The following is a 23,968-nucleotide window of genomic DNA, read 5'->3' on the forward strand; positions in this document are numbered from 1 at the left end:
GGGTGCAGCTGGTGTTTTGTGTACACCTGCAGCCTTCGGGCCTGCGCTTTGAGGCCGCCGGGGCCGAAGACCTTTTGTCTGCCGCCACCGCGGCGGGCATCCGTGCGCCGGCGGCCTGTCGTAACGGGGTGTGCGAAATCTGTGAGGCCATTCTGCTTTCCGGGCAGGCCCTGAACACACGAAATCAACATTCGATTGCGGTTGGCGAGTCCTTAATGATGTGCCGGACACGGCCACAGGCCGACCTTGAACTGGAGATACCTGCCGTTATGGCATCAGGAAATTATCAGCCTCGCCGGTATCAGGCGAAGGTGGTGGATGTTCGCTCGATCAGTCACGATGTCTACCGGGTGGCGTTGCAGTTGCCGAGGCGCCGGGACGTAGCCTTTCATGCGGGCCAGTATCTGGCTGTGATCCTTCCGGGGGCCGACCCTTGTTACTTCTCCATTGCCAGCAGTCCCTCGGCGGAATTGATTGAGCTTCACATCCAGGCGTCTCCGGACTGGGTGTCCGCCCAGAAGGTGATTGATGCGCTGACGTCGGGGCAGGAGGTGACGCTGGAATTGCCCCATGGCAAGGCGTGCCTTGCTGCAATCCCGGCCAGGCCCTTATTGCTGGTGGCCGCAGGCACCGGCTTCGCCCAAATGAAAAGTCTGGTGGATTACCTGCGAGATACCCGTTACCAGCAGCCGGTGAAACTGTTCTGGGGCGTTCGCAAGCACGAGGATATGTATCTGCGTTCACTGGCTCAGCAGTGGCAGCAGGAGTGGGCTCCATTCAGCTTCCAGCCCGTTGTGGGCGACGATGAAGATAATGACTGGGGCGGCCATCACGATCAGTTGGTGCGTGCCGTCCTGGCCTCGGGGAGCGATTGGGAGAACGTTGAAGTGCATGCCAGTGGGTCGCCAGCCATGGTGTATACCCTGATGGATGCACTGATGTCGGCAGGGCTTCCTGAACAGGCTTTTTTCTCCGACGTGCTGGAATACGCGCCCCGCAACTAAGCGCTCAGATGCCCGACAAGCTGGCGGGTAGAGTTCCGGCTTGTCGGGTCGTCTTGTGCTTCAGGCAATCAGGCCCGAGGCATCGGCAGGTCTGGTAGTCCGTTGTCGGTCTCCAGGCCTTGCATCAGGAGCCGGATGCTGGCTTCTTCCTCTCCCATATGGGCATTGAGCCGGCTGAGTTCTGCCAGGGTTTCACGATTCCTGCGCAAGGACAGGCTGGTTTCAAAATATTCCCGGGCTTTTCCCCAGAGTTCATTTCGCAGACTGATCCGGCCGAGCGCCAGTAACAGTTCCGGGTTGTTGGTGCGATCTTTCAGCCACTGTTCAGCGATCAGCAGTTGTTCTGCCGGGTCATGGCCGCCCAGTCGGCCGTACAGATTGATCAGCTCATCGCTCCAGTGATGGCGGAGTACCTTTCTCAGAAGGGTCTCGGCCTGGGCTTCATCCCCAAGGCCCGCAAGAAGCCGGGCGTAGTCTCGAATGGTGAACTCGTCCTTGCGGACGAAACCGGGGAGTTCGTCCCAGAGGTGAGTCAGGGGTTCCAGGCTGGCTTCGGGATCGTCTTTCCGCCTGCGCCGACACTCTTCTGCCGCGCACTCCAGCAGGTTTTTCCACACCTGCCGTTCGAGTTCGTTCAGCTCCTTCTCGGTCACAACACTGCGTTTGCGGAGTTCTGGAATGAGGCGGGACAGTTCCCGCCAGTCTTCCAGCCGGAGATAAGCGTTTTTCAGCAACTTGAGCACGAACGGGTGGTGCGGGGATTCTTTTCTCAGCCGCAACAGGGTGGCCAGCGCCTGCTCGGGGCGATTGCCTGCCAGCTGCAACTGAGCCTGCGTTAACCCTACCGCCATGCTGGAGCCGGGGGTGCTTTCGAAGGCTTTGCGCAGCAGGTCGTCCACGGCGTCGTGGTCGCCTGATTCAAAGGCTGCCTGAGCCGCGGCCAGATAATTGATCAGCGGAGTGTCGGCATGCCCGGCCGCACTGGCCAGAAGCTTGTGTGCCCGAGGCCAGTTGCCCTCTGCAAGCGCCAGCAGGCCCTGAGTGGTCCGGCGTCGGGCGCGGCGGTCATTGCCACGGGCAACCCAGCCAGCCATGACACCAGTGCCCTGGCGGAATCGGCGCAGTGTGTTGAGAGTGGCGATCGTAAGTACGACGATGAGTGCAATCAGCCCCAGGCCAACCCAGAAATTGGTTTCAATGAGATAATTGCCCAGGCTGATGCGAATGTAGCCAAGGTCGTAGGTCAGGCCCAGAGACAGTCCTGCCCCGACCAGTAAGGCGATCAGCAGGATCAGCAGTATGCGGATCATGACTCACCGCCTCCGTTTGGTGCTTTGTCTCCGGCCTTTGGGGTGCCGCTTGTCAGGCGCCCTGCCAGCCGTTCTTTCAGGAGGCTCAGGGATTGGCTGATGTCCGGCAGGTCCGGGTCAACATTTCGTTCGGCCAGAGCTGTCAGCGTGTCGTTCAGCCCGCGAATGGCCGGGTTGGTGCCGTCGTACCAGTCATTGATTGTGGTGATGGCTTTGGTCAGCGCCCGGTCATAAAGGGGCTGGTTGCCCCTCAGGACCGCCATCTCGGCTTCCTCGAGCATCAACTGAAGGTTAAGACGGGCCCAGGCGCTCTGATCGGGTGAGAGCAGAGGTTTGACTGGCTCATCGAGGCGACGGATAACCACCACGTCTTTCAGAGTGTCGACAAACCGGTGCCAGGCTCGGGTAAACATGTTGCTCCCGTCGGCGGGGGCGTTCGGGTTTTCGGCCATGGCGAAGCCGGGGGCCTGGTCGCTGATGAGGGCCTGATCGGTCAGGTCATTCACGCCGGCAATGGCCGCCTCCAGCCGGAGGTAAAGGCCGGTACGGTCTACGTCCTGAATACTTTTCAGTGACTGAATCTCGCGGGTCAGTTGCTGACGCACCGGGTAGACGCCGATGTCGTCGGACTCTCGCAGCACGTCGTCAGCCGACTCCAGCGCAGACAGCGCACCGCGGATGTCTTTTTCGATCAGCAGGCGTTGGTTGGCTATGCGCAACAGGTATTCCGCTTCGGCCAGCAACCAGTCGGTCCGGGTGCGGTTGCCCGCTTCGAGCAGTTCCCGGGCGTTGTGGTCGATCTGGCGCTGCTGTGTGGCAATCAGTTCCCGCTGTTCAGCCAGTCGGGCCTCAAGGCCACTGAGTCGCTGACTTTGCTCACTGCCGCGGCTGCCATAGAGATTTTCCAGCTGATTGCTGTCCTGGCGAAGGTCCTGTATGGCCTGCAGTGTCGCCTGATGCGTTTGCCACTGCTGCCAGTTCCAGGCGCCGAGCCCGGCGGCCAGCAGCAAGGCCAGGATGGCGATAAGCCAGACCGGCCATAACCTGGGGCGTTCAGGTTCGGCGGATGGTATCGGTGCGGGCAGTTGCTTTGTTGTTTCAGTCACGGGCTTCCTTACTCGGTTATCCGTTGTTACCGGCCTCCTGCGACAGGCAGGAAGCAACACTGGTGACCAGGTCGTCGTCGCTCAGGCTGTCGGGAACGAAGGGTTTTCGAAAGCCCATGGCCAAGGCCTGTTCCGCGACACGCTGTGCAGGAATCACGATCAGGTCCGGGTCGAGCTTCAAGTGATGCCTGGCGCCAAGTTCCACCAGATTGTTCAGGGTTTCGCCAGAAAGCGCAATGACCACTTCCGGGTGGAAATCGGTAAACGTTTCCTGAACCTGTTCTGGAGAATAGTACGGCAAAGAGCGCCGGTACAGGGCCAGGGTGGTAATCTGTGCACCCCGTTGAGCCAGGGTCTGTCTGATCAGTTCCCGGCCATGCTCGCCTCTGGCCAGCAGGACTTTCTCACCAGACAGGTTCTGCAGGGAAGGCAGTGCAAGCAGGGCTTCACTGGTCCAGCCTTCGGCCGGCATTCTCGGTTTCAGGCCGTGTTCCCTAAATACTGCAGCGGTACCTGCGCCGACGCCATAATACTGAAGGCCGGTCGGGAATTGCGGCCACCAGTGGTCAATTTCGTCCAGTAGCCGTCGGGCGGCGTAGGGACTCACGGCGATGACGTGGGAGAAATTGTCGAGCACCTGCAGGACACTGCGTTGTTCCGGGGTTTCCGGTAACGGTTCGCGCACCATCATGGGCATCAGGCGAACCTCGGCACCCGCCCGGCGAAAGGCTTCGGCCAGGCGACTGCCTTCGGGCTCGGGCCGGCACACCAGAACGCGCCGGCCCTCAAGCTCGGGTTGTCGGAGGGTGTCAGCTCGGGGTGTGGCCATAGATTTCAGCCAGTACCTTGTCTGCCCCCATCGCCAGCAGTTCTTCCGCCAGCTCGCGCCCCAGCCGTTCACCTTCGGCGCGGGGCGCCCGGCCTTCCACTCTGAAAATCTGAGTGCCATCGACGGCGCCGACAAGCCCGCGCAGCCAGAGCGTGTCTTCGTCCTCGAGCAGGGCGTAAGCCGCGATGGGAACCTGACAGCCTCCCTCCAGGCGCCGGTTCAGGGCCCTCTCGGCTTTTACCCGGTCAGAGGTGTCGGCGTGATTCAGCGGCGCGATCAGCTCCAGCAGTTCATGGTCATTCAGGCGGCACTCGAGGCCCAGAGCCCCCTGGCCGACCGCGGGCAGCGAGAAGGTGTCTGGCAGGCAATACCGGATGCGTTCATGGAAGCCCAGGCGCTTCAGGCCTGAGCTGGCCAGAACAATGGCGTCGTATTCGCCGGCGTCCAGTTTTGCCAGGCGGGTATTCACATTGCCCCGCAGGACCTTGATCTGAAGGTCCGGGCGGTTGGCGCGTAGCTGTGCTTCCCGGCGCAGGCTCGCGGTGCCTACAACGGCCCCTTCTGGCAACTCGTCAATGTGACCGTAGTGATTGCTGACGAACGCATCCGTTGGGTCTTCACGCTCGCAGATGGCCACCAGCCCGAGCCCTTCGGGGAATTCCATGGGCACGTCTTTCATGGAATGAACGGCAAGATCGGCCCGGCCATCGAGCATGGCTTCCTCAAGCTCTTTGACAAACAGACCCTTGCCGCCGATTTTGGCCAGCGGTACATCCAGAATCTTGTCGCCCTGAGTCTTGATCTTGATCAGCTCAACGTCGACGTTGTCATGCAGCCGTTCCAGTTCGGCCTTGATGAATTCAGCCTGCCAAAGCGCCAGTGCGCTGCTGCGGGTTGCAATGCGAAGGGTACGTTTGGACATGTCACTCACTGTCATTCGGGAAAATGTGCCCCAAGGGTACCTTGTGGCAGAAAAAAAGTCCCGTGATGGCCCCGGTATACCCCGTCAGGGGGAGGGCTGGTGCTCCCGCAGCCATTGGCGGACGCTGGTGGCGTGGCGACGGCTGACCTGAAGCACGTCGGACCGGCCTCTGAGCGCCAGCTGATTCTGCCCGTCGGTTGAACGCCTCAATCCCTGAATGAATCCTACCCCGACGAGGGTGTGCCGGTGAATGCGCAGCAGGTGGTCAGGATAAGCCTGTTCCAGTTCCTTCAGGGTGTAATCGCACACGGTCTCGCCCCCCGTGTGGTGCAGGGTCACGTATTTCTGATCGGCTTCGCAGTAATAGAGGTTGGCAAGGTCGATGAGTTCGGTGCCGCGGTGTGTTCTCACGGCCAGTTGCTCGCGGGAACCACCGTTGGCCTGGGCCAGCGCCTGGGATTGAAGGCGGTTAACCTTACCCGCCCGGGCGAGGGCGTCGACCAGTGCTTCGCGCCGCACGGGCTTGAGGAGGTAGGCTGCTGCCCTGACTTCAAAAGCCTGAATGGCATAGTGGTCGTAAGCTGTACAGAAGATCAGGGCCGGTGGGCTGTGCAACTGGCTGAGCTGAGCGGCTGCGTCCATCCCGTCCATGCCGGGCATGCGGATGTCCAGCAGCACAATGTCGGGTTCCAGCTCAGCGACTTTGCGCAGGGCGTCATGGCCGTCGGCGGCTTCCCCGCACACCTGGTACCCCGGCTGCGCTTCCAGCAGCCTCTGAATGCGTTGGCGAGCCAGTGGTTCATCGTCGGCGATCAGTATCCGCTTGGTCTCATTGGTTGTCATTGGGCTTTGGCTGGCTGGTTGTGGTTCCGGTTGTTGGTGCTGCGCCGGGGCAGGCGCAATGTGACTGTGTAGGTCCGGCCCTGTCGGCTGTGTTTCAGGACAGCCGGTTCACCGAACAGGGCCATCAGTCGTGCCTGGGTGTTGCTCAGTGCGACCCGGTTGCCCTGATGTTGCCGCTCGGTGGATTCCGGTGCCGGGTTCTGCACCATAAGATAGACAAAATGCCCCTTTGAGGACACCTCTACCCGAACGGTTCCGCCTTCTGGCCGGGGTTGGATGCCGTGATAGATGGCGTTCTCCACCAGAGGCTGAAGCGTCAGAGGCGGGATGGCCTGATGTCCGAGCCCGGGCTCAATGTCCCACTCCAGGCGAAGACGTTCTCCCAGTCGCAGGGATTCGATGGCAAGGTAGCGCTGGCATAGTTCCAGTTCCCGGTTCAGGGGGATCAGCTGGTCATCGGTGCGCAGGCTGGCCCGGAACAGTTCGGACAGGTCGAGAACCGCATCCTCGGCCTGCTCCGGATTGGACGCAATCAGGCTGGCGATGGTGTTCATGCTGTTGAACAGGAAGTGAGGCTGGATGCGGGCCTGTAAGGACGTCAGGCGGGCCTGCATTTCCGCCTCCCGTTGTTCTTGCCACTGGTGCTGAAGATAAAAATAACGCAATACCATCAGTACAATCAGCAACGCCAGCAACAGTTTTTTAGCGACGCCATGCCAGGGGGCCACGCCTGGCTGAGGGTGCAGCACGCTGTCGGCAAACAGGCTGAAGGCGAGGACGTCTAGCAACACAAGCCCGACGATGGCGGTTGTGGCCCGGCTGATACTCATCTTGGCGAGCCGGGGGCGCAGAAGGCAAATCAGCGCCGCACTGGTGAGTGTGGTCCACTGCACGAACAGGGACAGCAACCCAAAGTAATTCCAGTCAATCCAGCTGTCCTGTGCCTGCACGATGGCCAGCACCAGAACCAGCAGTTCGCTGGTAATCAGTAACATGAAAACCGCCCGCACCCGGCACAGATCGGGCACATAGAAGTTGCCGGAGTCTTTCTTGTTCATGCCTTTGTCGGGTTTCAGGGGTGTCTCCTTAACCGGGGCCGGAATGCTATACTGGCGCAACTTTTCATTTATCCATTGCCGGCATGATGATGCCGGGCTGTCAGCAGGAAAGATAGACCATGACGGATCAGAAAAAGTCTGACCAGACCTCAACCTCTGAAAAACCCTGGGGCGGTCGCTTCAGTGAGCCTACGGATGCCTTTGTGGAGCGTTTTACGGCCTCTGTTGGGTTCGATCAACGCCTGTATCACCACGACATTACCGGCTCCATTGCCCATGCGACTATGCTTGCCAAAGTCGGCGTGCTTACCGATGAGGAAAGGGACCAGATCATTGAGGGTCTGAACGGGGTCAAGGCCGATATTGAAGCCGGTCGCTTTGAATGGTCGGTGAGCCTGGAAGACGTTCACATGAACGTTGAGGCGCGGTTGACGGATCGCATCGGTATTACTGGCAAAAAACTCCACACCGGCCGCAGCCGGAATGATCAGGTGGCGACGGATATCCGCCTGTATCTGCGTGACGAAATTGACGTGATTGCCGAAGAGCTGGCCCGTCTCCGGGCCGGCTTGCTGGACCTTGCGGAGCGGGAAGCGGCGACCATCATGCCGGGCTTTACCCACTTGCAGACAGCCCAGCCCGTTACCTTTGGTCATCATCTGCTGGCCTGGTATGAGATGCTGGTGCGCGATGCTGAGCGTTTGCAGGACTGCCGCAAGCGGGTGAATGTCATGCCGCTGGGGGCTGCAGCTCTGGCAGGGACCACTTATCCGATTGATCGGGCCATGACGGCAGAGCTGTTGGGCTTCGACCGGCCGACGGAGAACTCGCTGGATTCGGTCTCCGACCGTGATTTCGCGATTGAATTCTGCAGCTTTGCCGCGTTGCTGATGACGCACCTGTCCCGGTTCAGTGAAGAGCTGGTGCTGTGGACGTCGGCCCAGTTCGATTTCATCGACCTGCCGGACCGTTTCTGCACCGGGTCTTCCATCATGCCCCAGAAAAAGAACCCGGATGTGCCGGAACTGGTGCGCGGTAAGACCGGGCGGGTCAATGGCCACCTGATCAGCCTGCTCACCCTGATGAAAAGCCAGCCTCTGGCCTATAACAAGGACAACCAGGAAGACAAAGAGCCGCTCTTCGACACCGTTGATACCATCAAGGGCTGCCTGAAGGCCTACGCCGACATGATTCCGGCCATTCAGGCCAAGGCCGATAACATGCGGGTAGCGGCCAAGCGGGGCTTCTCCACCGCCACCGATCTTGCCGACTACCTGGTGAAGAAAGGCGTGCCGTTCCGTGATGCCCATGAGATTGTCGGTAAGTCGGTTGCTTTCGGCGTCGCTGAAGGGCGTGACCTGTCAGACATGACGCTGGAGGAGCTGCAGCAGTTCTCTGGCATCATCGGTGAGGACGTGTTTGACGTCCTGACGCTGGAGGGCTCGGTGCAGGCACGTGATCATCTGGGAGGCACGGCGCCAAACCAGGTGCGTGCAGCGGTGGCCCGCGCTCGGAAAACGCTGGCATAGTCCATTGGCTGTCGTGGACGAATCAGTTTAGAAAAAGTTTTATGACAAAACCGTAAAGTGCGGTTTTGTCATAAATACAAAATATCGGCTAGGATTGCCTGACTATTTTTACCTGTTTGCTACCGTCAACAAGGACGCTGACGATGAGCTTTATGAAACTGGTCAGGCCTTCAGAACTGAAGGCCCTCGACATTCCCTTTGTTGAAACTCCTTTTTTTGCTGCCGACAGGGCCCGCCTCCTGGTTGAGCAGGACAACCATCTTCGTTCAAGCATGCAATCGCTGTTCAGGCATGGCCCCGGTGACCGGCGGAACCTAGCGGAAACTGTCTATCGGGCGGTGAGAGACGGCGAGCTGATGTTGGTTTGTTCGGAGTGGAATAAGCCCTTCTCGCCGATGGTGACCTGGCGGCCAGACGACAGCCTGCCTGCTGGTGGCCAGTGGCGGGTAGACGGCAGTTGGCTGAACGTTCTCCCTGAGATTGAGTGTGCGGTAGCAGAACTGAACCAATGTGGCATCACCTGCGAGCAGTTGCGCCAATCCGAATCCTGGGGTGTCGGGTCGCTGGAAGTGAACATGTTCTCAATGAACTACCGGCAGAGTCAGCGCCGGGAGCGGGCGGCTCAAGGTAGCGTGGATGACCACCGGCTGAGCCTGCCCTTAGGGGCGTCCGCACTGGTGGCTCCCGTGTTGATGCCAGCAGCATCCGCAACCGAAGACGCCAAGGCGGATGTGCTTCAGGCTCCCGCCCCAAGGGTTCACCTGGAAGTGGGCCTGTTTACCGATGGCACCATGAACAACGCCGCCAATACCCAGGCCTTCGTTGAGCAGCTGGAGCAGGAGTGCCTGATTCCCTACGAAAATAACACCATCAGCCGGGAAGAGTGTGAGCGGCGGATGGGCCTGATGTTGGGCGACAGTTATGCCAATGCCGCCAGCAATGTGGCGAAGCTGTGGGATTTGTACGATGAGGGGCGAAGTGAGTCGGGCAACACCATTACCCAACGCTTTAGTATCTATGCTCCTGGGGCGGGTACCAAGACTGGTGAGGATGATGTGTTGTACAGCGCAGCGACCGGGATGGGAGAGGCTGGCATAGTCCCACAGGTGACATTCGCCTTCTCACGGCTCTCCGAGCGGGCCAGAGTCTCATCACAAGGTAAATCTATTAATCGGTTGACCCTCGATCTATTTGGCTTCAGCCGGGGCGCGGCGGCGGCCCGCCATGCCGCGTATGAGATTAATCGGGGGGAAAGCGGCCTGCTCGCTGAGATACTGGCTCAGAACCATATTCCCTGGCCGGAGACAGTAGAAATTCGCTTCGTGGGGCTGTTCGACTCCGTGGCTGCCATCGTTAACCTCGCTGCTGGCGATGTGTTGGCCCACAACAACCGCAACCACCCGGTGAAATTGTACCTGGATCCAGGCAAGGTGGGCCAGGCGGTGCACCTGACCGCCGCCCATGAGCACCGCAGGAACTTTGCCCTGAACAGTCTGCGAAACCGCGACGGCAGCTTGCCGGCCAACTTCCGGGAAATCGCCCTGCCGGGCGTTCATTCCGATATTGGCGGTGGCTACGGCGACAGCCAGCGAGAGGACGTGCTGTTAAGCCTCAGGTTACAGGTGCCTCGCGACCGGCTGAACAGGCCGGACCAAACCCTGCAATGGGATAATCTGGAGGCCAGGCGGCAACAGATAGAGGCGGCAGGCTGGATTGGCCCATATAATCTGCCGGTACGGCAATCCGAGAAATTGCAGGCATGGCCGAAAGACCAGGGCCCGGAAGGGCCTGCCCGGCTGGACATTGTCACCCTGCGCCACGAGCACCCGGCCCAGGATGGCCGGGTAGAACTGGTGTTGCGGATGCTGCGCCAGGTGCGGGGGGAGTATTCGCGGGTGGCCTTGAGGTTGATGCATCGGCTGGCCAGCGATAGCGGTGCACCGCTGAAGGATATCGATACCAGAAAAGCCGACAACACCTTGCCAGAGGAACTGAAATCCATCCTGCAACAAATTCTGGAACAGGTTGTACAAGGGAATGACACCCCCTCACTGACTGCGGAACACGAGAGCCTGTTGCTCCAGCGCTATATCCATTACTCGGCGCACTACAACGCTATTGAGACCATTGTGGCGGGCTTGCCTGCGAAGTTGCAGGGGGTTCATCCCAATGCGCCTGCACCTTCAGGCGAGCGCCTGGTGTATCCACAGGTAGAGGACGACTAATGATTCAGAAAATTCTGGCTATGGGCCTCATGGCCATGGCCCTGTTGGGCAGCGGGTGTTCGGCGTTGCCGAAAGACACAACGAACTGGTACATCGACGTTGCAGCCCCCGAATATTATGGAGTGTGGGTGACCGATATGTTCCTGGAGAAGTCGGGTGAGCGGAGTTGGCGCCAGCCGATCGGCATCGTGTCGTGCTGCTGGCGGGGGGCTTATGGCCCTGTAGGCAAGGGGACCCGGGTTGAGCCGTTTCCGGAACTGATTCTGGTCAATTGGTTCTCTTTTGCGGAGCAGAAATATTACACCAAGATCATTCAGGTGCCGGAAGACCTGCTGGACCGAATGCGGGAGCCGGCCACTTACAAGACGCCGATGGGCGTGTATTCCGGCCCCCGGAACTTTATGACCATTGGCCTGGCGCCCGGCGGTACCGTGGTGGTCTGGATTTCGAACCAGATTGGCAACGAGATCGAGGTGATGCGGATGCAGGCGACGGAAGTGCCGGGTGATCCGGATGATTTTGAGGTAGGCACCAGGAATTATCTCGAAAAACACGGTGACTACCTCAGGGAACACGGCGTCCCGACGGAGGGCTGGTAGGCCGCCCCGAGCGCGGCTCTGAAATAATCCAGCGTGATGCCGGGGTAGGCTGCAGCTTGCCCCGACATAACCCAGTCGCCGATCCGGCCTGTACTCAGCGCTACCTCCATCGGCTTCAGCTCCGCCAATGGGCGGCCCCGATGACATCGCCCCTGGGCCCGTTAATGCACTGGAAATGGAATTCGTAGACCGGCAGCCCCTCCCCCTGACGGTTCAGGGGCATTTCGGTGACAAAATGCTCTCGGTCAAAAGCCCGCTGCCAAAGACGCTTTATCATGCGCGCTCATTCGGGAATTCACAGCACAGAGGCCTCGTTCGGGCTGGCGGGCGTTCTCGCCGCCGTGCCTTTTGTTTTTTTAAAGATTTTGCCACGCTTTTTTCATCATACTGGCTATCCTGCTGAAACTAACCTCTTGCCGGAGTTCTCTTGACTGCTCACGCCAAACCCATCGTTCTTGATTTTGAGGACGGGATCGATCGAAAAACGCTTCAGTGCCTTCGGGACCGTTTCCTGAAGGTTAACCGGCAGCGTTGGCAAAGGGCGTGTTCAGCGCTGACTTACCGGCAAAAGATCGTGCTTGAACTGCTTCCCCTGGTATTTCACCGGAACCATCCGGCATTGCCCGGTTATCTGGATGGTAATTGCCCGGAGGGCGTTAACGGCTACACGCCGGATGCCGGCGTCCTGGATGCGGCCCGCCGCTACGCCCGAAGCTTCCATTATCGGGACAAGGGCAGCCGAAAGCCGGATCTGGACAGTCTGTTTCTGATGGGCAGCCCGGGGACGCTGGGCCACTCGGTGACCAGTGATCTGGATGTCTGGCTGTGTCACCGGGAGGGCTTATCGACGCAAGGGGTTCAGAGCCTTGAACGCAAGGCTGAGAAATTGTCGGAGTGGGCGGCGAGTCTGGGCGTTGAGCTTCATGTGTTTGTGTTTTCTGCCGCGGATTGGCGGGCGGGGCGGCAAAAGGTAGCGTTGGTTGGCGAGAACTGCGGCAGTGCCCAGCATTTCCTGCTGCTGGATGAATTCTACCGGGCCAGCATCCATCTCGCGGGCCAGTGTCCTCTTTGGTGGTTGATTCCAGCGGAGAGCGAGCGTGACTATGACCGTTGCCGGCGCCAACTGGTTGAATGCCGGTTTATCAAAGCCGACGACTACATTGATTTCGGGCCGGTGCCCGGTATTCCGCCGCAAGAACTGCCAGGTGCTGGTTTATGGCAACTCTATAAAGGCATCGACGCGCCCTGGAAAGCAATTCTCAAGCTGTTACTGATCGAATGCTATGCCACGGACCAGGATCGTCCCTTGTTGTCGGCCAGTTTCAAGCAGGCTGTGCATAGGGGAGAGGTGTGTCCCGATGCTCTGGACCCCTATGTCTTGCTGTATCAGCGGCTTGAACAGTGGCTGCTGGCCGGAAAAGCAGTGGACCGCCTGGGCCTGGTGCGTCGCAGTCTTTACCTGAAAGCAGGGCTTCCCCTGACCCGCGCGGGTATGGCCGGGGCGCCCTGGAGGGTCGACCTGTTGCGTTGCCTGGTCACCACCTGGGGCTGGACGGAGTCTGACCTGGCACTGCTTGATGATCGACAGCGCTGGCGGGCCGAAGAGGTGAGCGCCTTGCGCCGGAGCGTGGTGGCTGAGTTGACGCACAGCTATCGGTTTCTGTCAGCCATGGCCCGTAACCAGGGTGCTCTCGCGTCGATCAGTGCCAGTGACATCAATGTGCTGGGGCGAAAACTGTATGCAACATTCCAGCGCAAGGCTGGCAAAGTGGAGCTGATCAACCCGGGGCTGGTGGCTTCGCTGGCCGAGGAGAACCTGTCGTTCCATCATCAGTCTGAACAGGGCTCTTCGGGTGAAGGCTGGTTACTTTATCGCGATCTTGAGGACCCTTCCGATGCCTTCTGGCAGGCGGTCATCCGCCGCGCTGGCAACCTGGCAGAGTTGCTGGTGTGGTGTTATTGCAATGGGTTGCTCAGCCGCAGTACCCGCTTGAACGTCCGTGCCGGTCAGAGTGCGGCCTCGGTGGGGGAGCTGAAAGAGATTCTGGACGTACTCGCGGGCTTTCTGCCACAGCCTATGCCAGCGGCGTCGCGCAGGGCGCTGTCCAGACCAGTACGCCCGCTCCGGAACCTGCTGCTGCTGAACGTGGCTGTCGATCCCCAGGCGCATTTGACGGATCGGGGGCTTCACAAACTCAGCAACCGGAATGATTCTCTGGGGTTCAGCGGGGCCCGGGACAATCTTGTGTTGACGATTGATCAGGTAACTCTGAACAGTTGGCATGAAGTCAGCCTGCAGCACTATGCGGCTGGCGATACGTTAATCCAGTGTCTGAAAAATGTGCTCGCGCAGGTGGCCGTGAATCCGGAAGCACTCCCTGAAATACGGGTGGCAGCTTCCAGTCGCGGGCACGGACAGGCCATTGCACGCCGAGTAAACGAGCTGTTTTCCGATGTGTTACGGCAGTTTTTTGCGGGCGGAAGCGGGCCTCATCCGTTGCGCTACATCATTGAGATGGATCAGCGTTATTTTCTGCTTCAGTTCCGGGGCCGGGAGCCGGGGTTCCTGGCCCTGGAAAGCAGGGCGGCGCTGATGAATGCCCTGTCGCAGCCTCAGGACCGTTTTCTGCCCGTGGTCCCCGACCGTTATTCGCTGCAGGATGCCCCGTTGCTCAAAGTGGTGTGCGAGGCGTCGGAAGCGGGCAATATTCAGGTTTTCTGGCAACTGCAGGGTGGGCTGGGGCAGCTCTGGGTGGTGGATGAGTTTGGCAGCCTGTGGCACCGGCAGATGCGTGTGCAGCAGCGTCGCCATCTGCTTTCCCCCCTGCTTCGGTTTCTGGAGAACGTGGTTGAGCGTCGGCAATTGCGCCAGGCGGATAATCTGGACCCGGTTGCCGGCATACGTTGCTATGAAGTGGTGCGCCGGGATGGACGTTGGCAAGCGGAAGCCCGGGCTGAGCCCGGAGCCAGCCCCCGGATTTCCGGGTTGGAAGTCCATGCCGTGGGGGTGCAGCAGGGGGATAGCACCTTGCGTTTCGACCTCTACTGCAATGATCAGGAATTTACCGTTCAGGAGTACGGCGATCGGCTGATTCCTGCAGTGGCTCATTATATCCGGTCCCTCCGCGAGAGCCGGGAGCCCTATCCGGTGTACCTGACAGACCTGCACCTGCCCCATGATCTGGACGCCCATCTGTACCAGCGGGATATTCAGACCAGTCAGTACCTGTTCTATCGGGGACGGCTGGAAGATGCGCTCAACCGGCACCTTGCCTGAACGTCCGAACCCTCGCGGTGCGGGCCGGGTGTCGGGTATACTTCGGCCATAATTCACTCAGGGGAATGGGTATGCAGCTTGGGTTAGTGCGCCGCTTGGTTCTGGCGTTCCCGGTATTATTGGTGCTGATGGTGTCCGGATGTGGTCAGAAAGGGCCTTTGTACCGTGAGGTGCCTGAGTCTGTCGTAACGCCGGAGACTTCGATGGCCAGTGAAACCGTGGCGAACGAGGGTCGGGCCAGCGAGCACGACGACCAGCCCTGAGCCAGCCCCCTAACGATCAGAATCATTCAGGAACCGCATGGATCATTTCAATTACCGTAACGGTGAACTCTACGCCGAAAACATCGCCGTTGCCGACATCGCCGAGCGTTTTGGTACGCCGGCCTACGTATACTCCCGGGCAACGCTGGAGCGTCATTACCGGGCTTACGATGAGGCCCTGGCAGGTCGTCCGCATTTGGTTTGCTACGCTGTTAAAGCCAACAGCAACCTGGCCGTTCTCAATGTGCTGGCCCGGCTCGGGGCTGGTTTTGATATTGTCTCTGCCGGAGAACTTGAGCGAGTGTTGCGCGCCGGCGGTGACGCCACCAAGGTAGTGTTCTCAGGCGTTGGCAAACAAGAGTGGGAAATGAAGCGGGCGCTGGAGGCCGGTGTTCGCTGCTTCAATGTGGAGTCTGACACAGAGCTGGATCGCCTGAACAAGGTTGCGGGTGAGTTGGGTGTCAGGGCGCCGGTGTCTCTGCGTGTCAATCCCGACGTTGATGCGGGAACCCATCCCTACATTTCCACAGGGTTGAAAGAGAACAAGTTTGGAATTGATATTGCTGAGGCTCCCGCCGTTTATGCGCGGGCGGCCAGCCTTCCCCATCTGGATATCCAGGGGGTGGATTGCCACATCGGATCGCAACTGACGTCGGTGTCTCCTTTCCTCGATGCTCTGGATCGGGTGCTGGCCTTGATCGATACGCTGGCGGAGCAGGGGGTTCATATCCGGCATCTCGACATGGGCGGCGGCCTTGGAGTCACTTATCAGGATGAAACCCCGCCACAGCCCTCCGATTACGTCCAGGCGCTGGCAGAGCGCCTGGGTAACCGGGAGCTGGAACTGGTCCTTGAGCCCGGTCGTTCCATCGCCGCCAACGCGGGTATTTTGCTGACCCGGGTCGAATTCCTTAAATGTACCGAACACCGGAATTTCGCGATTATCGATGCGGCCATGAATGACCTGATCCGTCCCGCGCTATACAGTGCCTGGCAGGCCATCATTCCCGTTCGGCCCCGGCAGGACGGTGAAGAAAAATCCTGGGATCTGGTTGGGCCGGTCTGTGAAACCGGCGATTTTCTGGGCAAGGATCGTTTGTTGCGACTGGATGCAGGTGATCTGCTGGCGGTTCGTTCTGCCGGTGCATACGGCTTTGTGATGGCCTCCAACTACAATACCCGTAACCGGCCACCGGAGTTGATGGTGGATGGTGATCAGGTGCATGTCGTCAGACGGCGTGAGACCCTGGATGATCAGCTGGCGCCGGAAAGCTGCCTGCCGGAATGAGCGGGGAAAACGAGATGTCTCAGCAAAAACGTGGCCAGGGTCCGATCATGCGGTTCACCAAAATGCATGGGCTTGGCAACGATTTTATGGTGGTGGACGCGATCAGTCAGCCGTTTCGCCTGAGCACTGACACCATCCGGGAACTGGCTGACCGTCATTTAGGCGTTGGGTTTGATCAGTTGCTGGTGGTGGAGCCACCGGGATTACCGGACGTGGATTTCCGCTACCGTATATTCAATGCCGACGGCTCCGAGGTGGAACAGTGTGGTAACGGTGCCCGCTGCTTTGCGCGCTTTGTCCGGGATCAACGGTTGACGAACAAGCGGGTCATCCGTGTGCAGACGGCGAAAGGGGTCATTGAGCTGAAGATTGGCCGGGACGGTCTGGTTGCGGTCAACATGGGCGTTCCAGAGCTGAATCCCCCCGCCATTCCGTTTGCGGCTGATCGGCGTAAAAACGTCTACACCGTGGACGTGAACGACCAGATGGCGGAGCTGTCGGCGATTTCCATGGGAAATCCTCACGGTGTGCTGGTGGTCGAGAACGTCGACACGGCGCCGGTGGAGACTTTGGGGCCTTTGCTGGAGCGGCACCCGCGGTTTCCTGCCAGGGCGAATATTGGGTTTCTGCAGGTGATTGATCGCCGTCATGCCCGGCTGCGTGTCTTTGAGCGAGGGTCGGGTGAAACGCTGGCGTGTGGCAGCGGAGCCTGTGCGGCGGTGGTGGCGGGTTGCCTCCGGGGCCTGCTGGACGCCAGGGTGGAGGTTGAGCTTCGTGGCGGCCGACTGCTCATTGAATGGCAGGGTGAGGGTGCCCCTGTTATGATGGAAGGCCCTGCTACCACCGTATTTGAAGGCCAGTTGCGGTTGCCGGGGGAGAGTCAGCCCCGGCGCCGGAGAAGTGCCCGTCCGAACACCCGTCCTCATAAAAACGGGGCCTGAACAATCAGGAGAACACGATGACAGAACAAACGGCCCGCCAGAAGGCCGGCGAACTCACCAGGGAGCAGGTCGCGGATTATCTCAGGGCCAACCCCGACTTTTTTGTAGGCCAGGACGAGCTTTTGCGCAGCCTGACCTTACCCCATGACAGTGGTGCTGCCATCTCATTGGTGGAGCGTCAGGTGCACCTGTTCCGGGAGCAGCGTGACACCCTGCGGCGTGAGTTGGTTGAGCTGGTCTCGATCGCGCGTCACAACGACCGGCTGTTTGAGAAAAGCAAACGCCTGTTGATGCAGGTGATTGAGGCGCGGACGCTGCAGGATATGGCTGCTGCTATTGATGACAGCATTCGTGGTGATTTTGGCCTGGATGCCGCCTCGGTCCTTCTGTTCAGTGACCATGTGCCGGTTCAGTCTCAGGGCGCGTTGCATCTGGTCGGGAGTGCCGAGGCCCGCGAACGCCTGGGCAGTCTGCTGGAAGGGGAGCGCGCTGTGTGTGGCCAGTTCCGGGAGAGCCAGCGGGAATTCCTGTTCCCTGACCGGGACGAACCGATCGCCTCGGTGGCGCTTGTGCCGCTGCGTCACGACGGGCTGGTTGGCCTGTTTGCGGTCGGTAGTTGCGAGCCTGGTTATTTTGACCAGAGCATGGGGTCCCTGTTTCTGAGTTACATCAGTGATACGCTGAGTCGCCTGTTGCCACCGATGCTCAAACGCTATGGCACGGGGGCTCTGGTTGCGGATCTGACCGTGGAGACCGGCCAGGGGTGAGTGAGGCCAGCGGAGTGCACGACGTCCCGGCGAACCTGTCGGCAGCGTTGAGCTACTTCGTGCGTCACCTGCGTTCGGAAAAACGGCATTCACCACGGACGTGTGAGCACTACCAGCGCGATCTTCAGCGCCTGGCGTTGTGGCTGACGGAGAGCGAGTTACGTGACTGGGCGGAGCTTTCTTCTCATGATATCCGGCGTTACGTTGCCCGGCTGAGCCGTGATGGTCTTGGTGGGCGGAGTATCGCCCGGCATCTATCCGCCATTCGCCGCTTCTATCAGTATCTTCTCAGGGAAGGCCTGGCCAGGGACAATCCGGCTCTGGACATTCGTGCCCCGCGAAGTGGGCGTCGTCTGCCCAGGGTCGCCGATGTGGATCAGATCAGCCAGGTACTGAATGCGCACCCGGACGACCCTTTGGACGTGCGGGATCTGGCGATCTTTGAGCTGATGTATTCCTCCGGGCTCCGGTTGGCGGAAGTCGCGGGTGCCGATCTCACGGCACTGGACATGAGCGCGGGTGAAATCCGGGTGCTGGGCAAGGGGAGCAAGGAGCGGGTACTGCCCGTCGGAAGCAAAGCGCTGGCGGCCCTGAAGCGGTGGCTGGCCTGCCGGCCGGCAATGGTCTCGATGGCGACGGAAACCGCACTGTTTGTCAGCCAGCGTGGTACCCGCCTGAGCCGACGCAGCATCCAGAGCCGTCTGGCCCGCTGGGGCATTCTGCAAGGAGCCAGTCAACGGCTGCACCCCCATCTTCTGCGGCATTCCTTCGCCAGCCATATGCTGGAGTCCAGCGGAGATCTGAGGGCGGTACAGGAACTGTTGGGCCATGCGGACATCGCAACGACTCAAGTTTATACTCATCTTGACTTTCAACATCTTGCCCGGGTTTATGATCAGAGCCATCCCCGGGCTCGCCGACGAACGACAGATCGCACCGGGTGCGAAGCGGAAGAAGGTCGTTCCGGCCAATAAGGGAGTGGTTCATGGCATCTGATGATTCCTGGAAGGAAAAGTATTTCAGGGAACTGGAGGACGCTGAGCACCGGGAACAACAGTGGGAATCTGAACGTAACCTGCTGGAGAGAATGCTGGTGCGCACCAGCCTGGCCTCGGAGGGGCAGCGTCCGGATCTTGATACGCTGTTGGCTCAGTTGCGGAGTGATCTCCGAAAAAAGCGGTTTGATCTGCAGAGCTGGCGAGAGCTGCAGGACCAGATCGATCGCCAGATTGCCTTGCTGGATGAGCAGGGGCCGTCCCGGCCGGTCCCGGTTTCGCCCGGTACGGCGGAGCGTGAGACGGGGGGCGAAGCGGAACACCATATCCAGCGGTTGCGGATTGCCCGACGAATTGGCCAGCTTCTGGGGCAGTTGATACAGCAGGTGGCTTTCGAGCCCCCCACGGAAGCGGAAGCCCGCGCGCTGCAGCAAACCCTGCTGGCGAGCCAGGACTGGGAGGTGTTGCGTGAGGGGCTGAACCGGGTGGCTGACCTTGTGGTCGCCGCTATTACCCGAAGCCAGCGTGAATTTGAGGCATTTCTGAAACGTCTGGATGAACGCTTGCAGTCACTCCGTGAACATTTCGCCGAACAAAGCAACGCGCACTCTGGTCGGCAGGATGCCACTGAAACGCTCAACCGGGAAATTCGTTCGGAGTTGGATCTGGTGGGGGATGATCTCCGGACCAGTGAGGATTTCCACTCCCTGAAACAGTCCGTGAGTCGCCGCCTGGAGTTCATTGGCAACGCTCTGGAAAAATTCCGGACCCGGGAACGTGAACGTGAGAGCACACTGACTCATCAGTTAGAGGCCATGCAGGAAAAAGTGGTTGCCATGGAGGCTCACTCGGAACAGATGCAGGCCCAGGTGCGTGAAGAGCGCCGGCGGGCCATGACGGATCTGCTTACGCAGCTTCCTAACCGTGAAGCCTGGCAGGAACGGTTGTCGTTCGAATACAACCGCTGGCTGCGTTACCAGAACCCACTGACCGTCGCCGTTCTGGATGTTGATCTGTTCAAGCGCATCAACGATTCCTACGGACACAAGGCCGGGGACCGGGTGCTTCAGCTGGTGGCCCGTGAAATGGGCGCACGATTACGCTCCACGGATTTTATTGCCCGGTTCGGGGGCGAGGAATTTGTCGTGCTGTTGCCAGAGACCCGGGCGGCAGATGCCTGTAAGGTGCTGGACGAGATCCGGGGGCACGTGGCCAGGCTACCTTTCCACTTCAGTGGCGATCCGGTCAGCATTACCTTTTCTGCCGGCGTGGCGGAATTCCGGGACAGTGATACTGAAGAATCGGTGTTCGACCGTGCTGACCGGGCGTTGTATCAGGCCAAGGAAGAGGGCCGGAATCGTGTGGTTACCATCTGAGTGCCCGCTCAGTGCCTGAGCAGGGCGTCCAGCTCATCAATCACTTCTGCCCAGTCGCTATCCTCTTCCAGCCCTTCTTCCAGAAAGTGAGACTGGCTCGCTGACCAGAACGGCGCATCCTGAAGGGCGATGTCGCTGGGCAATGGCGCGTACCGGGCAATAAAGCGTTCGATGTCGCCTTGCCCGGACGGTAATCCCAGTTGTTCAAACAAGGTGCCCAGGCTGTGTTGGCTGGTGTCCATTGTACTGTCCTCCCATCCGATCAAGAGCAAAATGCAATTCTGCCGTTTTGCAGGTATCGTTTCCATGAAATGTAGTGGACCCGCCGAGGATATCCAGTGAAGTCTCGTTCAGCGATCATGTTTTGCCTGTTGTACCTGCTGTTTCAGGGAGTGGCGTTGGCGGATCCACCTCAGGCATCGCCTGCCCCTGTGCTTGGGGTTGAGGATCTGCGCTGGCTGTCTGAACAGAAGGGATTTAATGTCGGCGTGCGGCATACTCAGGTGCCTCTGGTGTTTGATACCGGGGAAGGCCGGATGGCGGGTATCTGGGTGGACTATCTTAATCGGCTGTCCACCAAGCTGGGGTTGCCTATAGAGCCGTTCCAGATGAACCGCACACTGGCGGAAACGCCCGAACCCGATGTGATCCTGACCACCCGGTTACCCGGAGCCCCGGTTATTCCCGGTGTCAGGCATACGGCACCGCTGATGACATTGACCTATGGAGTGTTTGTTAATGCAGGTGATGCCGGCATCCGGAACCTGACGGATCTTGAGTCGGCAAAAGTCGTGATCGTAGGGGATGATCCCAACCAGTTTCCGCTGCTGGACCCGGTGGAAAACTTCACCCCCGTGCCGGTCTCGAATCTGGGGGAGGCGGTCAGCCGGGTGATGTCCGGAGAAGCCGATGCGTTTCTCGGGCCGGTTCCAGTGGTGTCGGACTACCTGGAATCGGCCATGATCAATGGCGTTGGGCTGGCGGTACTGCTGGACCGCCGCCCAGTGGATGTGGTGCTGCAGGTGCCGGTGGACAAGGAACGCCTGTTTCGGGTTTTTGACCGAACGGTGACGGCGCTGTCCCATCAGGAACATCGAAACATACGTCAGTCCTGGCTGGCGGGTGAGACGCCTGAGATTCAGAGCCGGAACGTAGTCCTGACTGCCAGTGAACTGGACTGGTTGGCCAATAATGCCGGAATAACGGTCGGGCTCCGTCCGGATTGGCCGCCGTTTGAGTTTGAGCAGGATGGCCGGCCTGCGGGCCTGGTGGCCGATCTCCTCAACCGCCTGGAAAAGGATCTGGGCATTCGTTTTCAGAGAGAGGTGGTGAGCAGTCGCGCCAGTGCGGAGGAACAACTGAAATCGGGGGAGTTGAGCATCCTTCCGGGGATGTCGAGAACGCCCCGCACCGAACAGACTTTTCTGTTTACCCGCGCTTATGTCAATGTGCCGATTGCCCTGGCGATCCGCGATACTGGCCGCTTTATCGGCGATCTGCGTGAACTCCGTGACGAACGCGTGGGCGTGGTGAACCGTCAGGCCAGCCATGACTACCTGCTGATTAATCACCCCAACCTTGATCTCTATCCTCAACAGACGGTAGAAGACGGACTGCTGGCCCTGTCCAATGGTGATCTGGATGTGATGGTGACCCACATTCCCGCTGTGAGTTACACCGTTGCGCGACTGGGACTGTCAAACCTGAGAATCACCAGTATTACGCCTTACCAGTATGACTTGCGACTGGCGGTGAATCCGGATAACCCGGAACTGCATCGTATCCTCAACAAGGCGCTGGGTAGCTTGCCGCCCTCGGAGACCGAGGCCATCTATAACCGCTGGATTCACCTGGATATTGAGCAGGCCGCGGATTACACCGTGGTTCGGCGGATCATCCTGATCGCCATCGTCGTGGTGCTGATCTTCCTCTACTGGAACCGGAAGCTGTCGCTGGAAGTGGATGAACGCATCCGCTCAGAGAACGCCTTGCGACGAAGTGAGGATGAGTTGCGAGCCGCCAAACTTGAAGCGGAACGGCTCGCGCGGGAGGCCGAGGCGGCCAGTCGTACCAAGAGTGAGTTCCTGGCCAACATGTCGCATGAGATCCGGACGCCGATGAATGCGGTGATCGGGTACAGTGATCTGCTTTACAACTCGGTGACGGATCCCCAGCAGCGAAACTATCTGAATGCGATTCGCGCAGGCAGCCGAAGCCTGCTGATGCTGATCAACGATATTCTCGATCTGTCCCGGATTGAGGCGGGAAAAATGCGTCTCGACTTCGGCCCGGTGTCCGTGCGGCGTCTTCTGAGCGATGTTCGCCATATCTTTGATCTGAGGGCGACCGAACAGGGGATCACGTTGGAAGTGAGTGTGGTTTCAGGTATGCCGTCGGCGATGATGCTGGATGAAACCCGTTTGCGACAGGTGTTGTTCAATCTGGTGGGCAACGCGATCAAGTTTACCCACGACGGTGGCGTGACGGTGCGGGCGGTTGCGGAAGCGTTGGGGGAGCCGATTGATGACGCCCCGGACGTTTGTTATTACCGGCTCGAGGTCACGGTCTCCGATACCGGGATTGGTATTGCCCCGGATCAGCAGGAGCGCATCTTTGATGCCTTCGAACAGCAGGAAGGACAAAGCTCCCGTCGCTACGGCGGCACCGGTCTCGGGCTGGCAATCAGCCGGAAACTGGTTGAAATGATGGGTGGAGAGCTGACGGTGGAGAGTGAGGCCAACGTCGGCTCCACCTTCCACGTGGTGCTGCCGAGGGTAGAGGCGAGCGTTGAGCAGGTCGATGATGACGGCGCACCCGAGGAGTCCGAACGGCTTCTGGCCCAGACCATGAGCATGCATGAGCGTGGCTGGCTGCGGGAGAAGCTGGCCGAAGACTTCGGTGATGAGTGGCAGGACGTGCGGGAAAGCGGGGACCCTGAGGAAATGAAGGATTTTGCGGTTAGGGTGATTGAATGGGGGCGCCGGCACCGGTCATCTTCGGTGACCCGTTATGGCGAAAAGCTGCTGGTTGATGTTGAAGCTTTCAACCTGGATGCGGTCAACACCGCTCTGGACACGTTCCCTCGCCTGCTTGGTCAGGATTAAGGGGAGCGTTCAGAGGCAGTCGAACTGGGACTGGCGATCAAAAGCGACAGAGACCATGTCGTAGCCGGAATCGGACAGAGAGCGGATCAGTTCACGGTCTTTCAGGAGCGTCATGCAGACTTTGTGTACGCTGGCCTGCAGTTGTTCGGAGGGCAGCTGCTGGTTTTGGAACCGGAAATCGACAATCAGGTACTTTCGTTCAATCTGGGACTGAACGGGAATATCCTCTCGTTCGACGCTCTCGTACCCGATGTAGGTCGCCTCGTTGGCCTGGAAAACTCCGCTCATGAGCACATCAAGATTCTCGGCAGAGACCTGGGCCGATGCGCCGTATAGCGCCAGGCCAGTCAGTAAACTTGTGATGAGTGCGCGCATAGTGAACTCCCGAGGCAGGCTGAGGTACGTGTGTGACATCACGTAACGCTTGGTTACTTTTTATTGTTGCAGAGTGTTGGCGGTTTTTCCTCCTGCCAGCAGAGAATTTTTCAATTGTTTGCAATACTGAAATAATATCCGGATGGTAAGCCGCGGC

The 23,968-nt window shown here is 59.5% G+C and carries 21 protein-coding genes; 12 read left to right on the plus strand and 9 right to left on the minus strand.

Annotation, left to right across the window (positions count from 1 at the left end):
* The first annotated feature begins 11 nt into the window (after positions 1-11).
* A complete protein-coding gene (locus K325_RS0111380; protein WP_029654392.1) occupies positions 12-1,004 on the plus strand; it encodes a 2Fe-2S iron-sulfur cluster-binding protein in 993 nt (330 codons plus the stop codon).
* Between the two features lie 68 nt (positions 1,005-1,072).
* Here the strand turns inward: K325_RS0111380 and K325_RS0111385 are convergent, their stop codons facing one another.
* The 6 genes from K325_RS0111385 to K325_RS0111410 all read right to left on the minus strand — a co-directional run bounded on the left by K325_RS0111385 (position 1,073) and on the right by K325_RS0111410 (position 7,072).
* Positions 1,073-2,314 (minus strand): heme biosynthesis HemY N-terminal domain-containing protein, encoded by a 1,242-nt coding sequence (locus tag K325_RS0111385; RefSeq protein ID WP_029654393.1) that lies wholly within the window; start codon positions 2,312-2,314, stop codon positions 1,073-1,075.
* Positions 2,311-3,420 carry a uroporphyrinogen-III C-methyltransferase gene (locus K325_RS0111390; RefSeq protein WP_029654394.1) on the minus strand — a complete coding sequence of 370 codons (1,110 nt, stop codon included), beginning with the start codon at positions 3,418-3,420 and terminating at the stop codon, positions 2,311-2,313. The genes K325_RS0111385 and K325_RS0111390 overlap by 4 nt, the downstream gene beginning before the upstream one ends.
* Before the next feature lie 16 nt (positions 3,421-3,436).
* Positions 3,437-4,249 carry a uroporphyrinogen-III synthase gene (locus tag K325_RS0111395; RefSeq protein ID WP_029654395.1) on the minus strand — a complete coding sequence of 271 codons (813 nt, stop codon included), beginning with the start codon at positions 4,247-4,249 and terminating at the stop codon, positions 3,437-3,439.
* On the minus strand, positions 4,230-5,171 hold the full coding sequence (hemC, locus tag K325_RS0111400) for a hydroxymethylbilane synthase (RefSeq protein ID WP_029654396.1): 942 nt from the start codon (positions 5,169-5,171) through the stop codon (positions 4,230-4,232). Before hemC ends, K325_RS0111395 begins: the two co-directional genes overlap by 20 nt.
* An 84-nt stretch (positions 5,172-5,255) precedes the next feature.
* Entirely contained in the window at positions 5,256-6,014 is a 759-nt protein-coding gene (locus K325_RS0111405; protein ID WP_029654397.1) for a LytR/AlgR family response regulator transcription factor, read from the minus strand.
* Positions 6,011-7,072, minus strand: a complete 1,062-nt coding sequence (locus K325_RS0111410; protein ID WP_051146628.1) for a sensor histidine kinase — start codon at positions 7,070-7,072, stop codon at positions 6,011-6,013. Before K325_RS0111410 ends, K325_RS0111405 begins: the two co-directional genes overlap by 4 nt.
* Positions 7,073-7,191: 119 nt before the next feature.
* Here K325_RS0111410 and argH point away from each other — a divergent pair, with 119 nt between their 5' ends.
* From argH to K325_RS0111425, 3 genes are all read left to right on the plus strand, one after another.
* Positions 7,192-8,601, plus strand: coding sequence for an argininosuccinate lyase (gene argH / locus K325_RS0111415; RefSeq protein WP_029654399.1), 1,410 nt, complete (start codon positions 7,192-7,194; stop codon positions 8,599-8,601).
* A 143-nt stretch (positions 8,602-8,744) separates the two neighbouring features.
* Positions 8,745-10,826 (plus strand): T6SS phospholipase effector Tle1-like catalytic domain-containing protein, encoded by a 2,082-nt coding sequence (locus K325_RS0111420; protein ID WP_029654400.1) that lies wholly within the window; start codon positions 8,745-8,747, stop codon positions 10,824-10,826.
* Positions 10,826-11,425, plus strand: a complete 600-nt coding sequence (locus K325_RS0111425; protein ID WP_029654401.1) for a DUF2931 family protein — start codon at positions 10,826-10,828, stop codon at positions 11,423-11,425. The genes K325_RS0111420 and K325_RS0111425 overlap by 1 nt, the downstream gene beginning before the upstream one ends.
* A 115-nt stretch (positions 11,426-11,540) precedes the next feature.
* Here K325_RS0111425 and K325_RS18680 read toward each other — a convergent pair whose 3' ends face one another.
* Positions 11,541-11,702: a hypothetical protein gene (locus K325_RS18680; protein ID WP_169441779.1), complete on the minus strand. Its 162-nt coding sequence runs from the start codon at positions 11,700-11,702 to the stop codon at positions 11,541-11,543.
* Positions 11,703-11,852: 150 nt separating this feature from the next.
* On the opposite strand from K325_RS18680, the gene K325_RS0111435 reads away from it, so the two are divergent.
* The 7 genes from K325_RS0111435 (at position 11,853) to K325_RS0111465 (ending at position 20,332) form a co-directional block, all read left to right on the plus strand.
* A complete protein-coding gene (locus K325_RS0111435) occupies positions 11,853-14,702 on the plus strand; it encodes a class I adenylate cyclase (RefSeq protein WP_029654402.1) in 2,850 nt (949 codons plus the stop codon).
* A gap of 71 nt (positions 14,703-14,773) precedes the next feature.
* A complete protein-coding gene (gene lptM / locus K325_RS0111440) occupies positions 14,774-14,965 on the plus strand; it encodes an LPS translocon maturation chaperone LptM (RefSeq protein ID WP_051146629.1) in 192 nt (63 codons plus the stop codon).
* A gap of 37 nt (positions 14,966-15,002) precedes the next feature.
* The gene (gene lysA, locus K325_RS0111445) at positions 15,003-16,253 is read left to right on the plus strand and encodes a diaminopimelate decarboxylase (protein WP_029654404.1); all 1,251 of its coding nucleotides are present in this window, start codon (positions 15,003-15,005) and stop codon (positions 16,251-16,253) included.
* Between the two features lie 14 nt (positions 16,254-16,267).
* The gene (gene dapF, locus K325_RS0111450; RefSeq protein ID WP_029654405.1) at positions 16,268-17,194 is read left to right on the plus strand and encodes a diaminopimelate epimerase; all 927 of its coding nucleotides are present in this window, start codon (positions 16,268-16,270) and stop codon (positions 17,192-17,194) included.
* Positions 17,195-17,211: 17 nt separating this feature from the next.
* Positions 17,212-17,961, plus strand: coding sequence for a DUF484 family protein (locus tag K325_RS0111455; protein WP_029654406.1), 750 nt, complete (start codon positions 17,212-17,214; stop codon positions 17,959-17,961).
* Positions 17,958-18,935, plus strand: a complete 978-nt coding sequence (gene xerC / locus K325_RS0111460) for a tyrosine recombinase XerC (RefSeq protein ID WP_029654407.1) — start codon at positions 17,958-17,960, stop codon at positions 18,933-18,935. The genes K325_RS0111455 and xerC overlap by 4 nt, the downstream gene beginning before the upstream one ends.
* Positions 18,936-18,946: 11 nt before the next feature.
* Positions 18,947-20,332, plus strand: coding sequence for a GGDEF domain-containing protein (locus tag K325_RS0111465; protein ID WP_029654408.1), 1,386 nt, complete (start codon positions 18,947-18,949; stop codon positions 20,330-20,332).
* An 8-nt stretch (positions 20,333-20,340) separates the two neighbouring features.
* Here the strand turns inward: K325_RS0111465 and K325_RS0111470 are convergent, their stop codons facing one another.
* Complete coding sequence (locus tag K325_RS0111470; protein ID WP_029654409.1) at positions 20,341-20,574, minus strand: DUF2789 domain-containing protein; 234 nt, start codon at positions 20,572-20,574, stop codon at positions 20,341-20,343.
* Between the two features lie 96 nt (positions 20,575-20,670).
* Between K325_RS0111470 and K325_RS0111475 the strand changes: the two genes are divergently transcribed.
* Positions 20,671-23,436, plus strand: a complete 2,766-nt coding sequence (locus tag K325_RS0111475; RefSeq protein WP_029654410.1) for an ATP-binding protein — start codon at positions 20,671-20,673, stop codon at positions 23,434-23,436.
* Positions 23,437-23,445: 9 nt separating this feature from the next.
* Here the strand turns inward: K325_RS0111475 and K325_RS0111480 are convergent, their stop codons facing one another.
* A complete protein-coding gene (locus tag K325_RS0111480; protein ID WP_029654411.1) occupies positions 23,446-23,811 on the minus strand; it encodes a hypothetical protein in 366 nt (121 codons plus the stop codon).
* Between the last annotated feature and the right edge of the window lie 157 nt (positions 23,812-23,968).

It is taken from the genome of Marinobacter daepoensis DSM 16072 (genome assembly GCF_000421165.1).
GTDB lineage: Bacteria > Pseudomonadota > Gammaproteobacteria > Pseudomonadales > Oleiphilaceae > Marinobacter > Marinobacter daepoensis.